This window comes from Streptomyces sp. NPDC102437 (assembly GCF_044765565.1).
In the GTDB taxonomy this organism is placed as follows: domain Bacteria; phylum Actinomycetota; class Actinomycetes; order Streptomycetales; family Streptomycetaceae; genus Streptomyces.
Genome location: NZ_JBIWKI010000161.1, coordinates 1 through 1,625 on the forward strand (window position 1 = coordinate 1; position 1,625 = coordinate 1,625).

At 66.6% G+C, this 1,625-nt stretch carries 1 protein-coding gene; it reads right to left on the reverse strand.

All coding sequences use genetic code 11. The features are described from left to right. Positions 1-1,625 (reverse strand): polyketide synthase dehydratase domain-containing protein (locus ACIRJP_RS42560; RefSeq protein ID WP_404186611.1); only part of this gene is annotated, 1,625 nt, incomplete at both ends.

Sequence of the window (1,625 nt, forward strand, 5' to 3'; positions counted from 1 at the left end):
CCAGTCCGGGGTGGGTGCGGTGTGGTGGTCGGGTTGGGCTGTGGTGTGGGTGAGGCGCGGAGTGTAGGCGAGGCCGTGACGGATCGCCACCTGCGACTCCCCGGCAGCCAACGCCCCGGTGATCGTTCCCTGCAGGGGGGTGGCTTCAGTGGTTAGATCGTCCAGGTCGAGCAAGGTGAACCGATCCGGGTTCTCTGCCTGCGCGGAGCGCACAAGCCCCCATACGGCGGCGTGGGCCAGTCCTGCGGTGGAATCGACCGGCGCGTCCTCGTCAAGGAGGATCGCACTCCGGGTCACCAGCACGAGATGAGACGTGGAGAACTGCTCATTTGAGAGCCATTCCTGTAGTAGGCCGAGCACGTCGGTCAGCGCCCGCTCTGCGACCTCCGGAGCGTCTGCTCCGCAAGCCGAAGAGGTCCGTGGGACAGCGATGACGACGACGTCCGGCGCAGGAACCCCGCCTGACGCCAGGGAGCTGGCCAAGGCATCCAGATCGTCGAACTCAGCAGCCTGGTCGCCAAGAACGGCCCGCACATCAGAGTTGGGCGCGATCAATGACACTCGAGCAGGAGACGGTTGCTCCTGGCGTACCTGAAGCGGCTTCCACGTGACCTGAAACAGGGAACGGGACACCGACTGGGCCAGGCCCGGGCCGACGACGTCCTCTGGGGCGGGCCGGAAGCGCAGCCGGGCGGCCGAGAGCACGGGCTCGCCGGTCTCGTCGGCGAGGAGCAGGGACACCTCGTCGTCGCCTTCGGGGCAGATCCGCACCCGAAGGCTCCGGGCACTGACGGCGTGGAGTGAAACGTCGCCCCACGCGAACGGAACGTACGGGCGGTCGGCTTCAGCAAGGAACGCGCCGAGGCCCACCGCGTGCAGAGCCGAATCCATGAGCGCCGGGTGGAGAGAGAAGCGTTCGGCGTCCGCATGCTGTTCATCGGGGAGGGCTATTTCGGCGAAGATGTCGCCGTCGCGTTTCCACGCGCCTTGCAGCCCCTGAAAGACGGGGCCGTAGTGCAGCCCTTTACCGCGGCTCGCAGCCTCGTAGAAGGACTCGATGTCGATGCGCATGGCACCCGCAGGCGGCCACTGGGACAAGTCCCCAGAGGACTCAGGAACCGAGCGGGTCAGCAGGCCCTCCGCGTGCTTGGTCCACGGCGCATCGGCTGCGGCGTCTTCCTGGCGGGAGAAGACCGTGACCTGCCGTCCATCCGTTCCGTCAGCTGCGCCGAGCAGTACCTGAAGGCGCATCACGCTGTCCTCAGCCAGCACGAGGGGGGCGGCGAGGGTGAGCTCGGCGAGGTGAGGAAGGCCTGCCTGCTGGCCTGCGTGCAAAGCAAGTTCCGCGAAGGCAGTCCCGGGGAGCAGGACGTTGCCCATGACGGTGTGGTCGGCCAGCCACGGGTGGGAGTCGAGCGAAAGACGCCCGGTGAGCAACGAACGGTCATCGTCCGCCAGACCTACGGCAGCACCAAGAAGCGGGTGATTCGAACTCGTGAGCCCGGCAGATGAAACGTCGACCAGCGAGACGTCTGCTGATTTGAGCCAGTAGGTGTGGTGTTGGAAGGGGTAGGTGGGGAGGGGGGTGTGGTGGGTTTTGGGGTGGTTGTAGTAGGTGGTCCAGT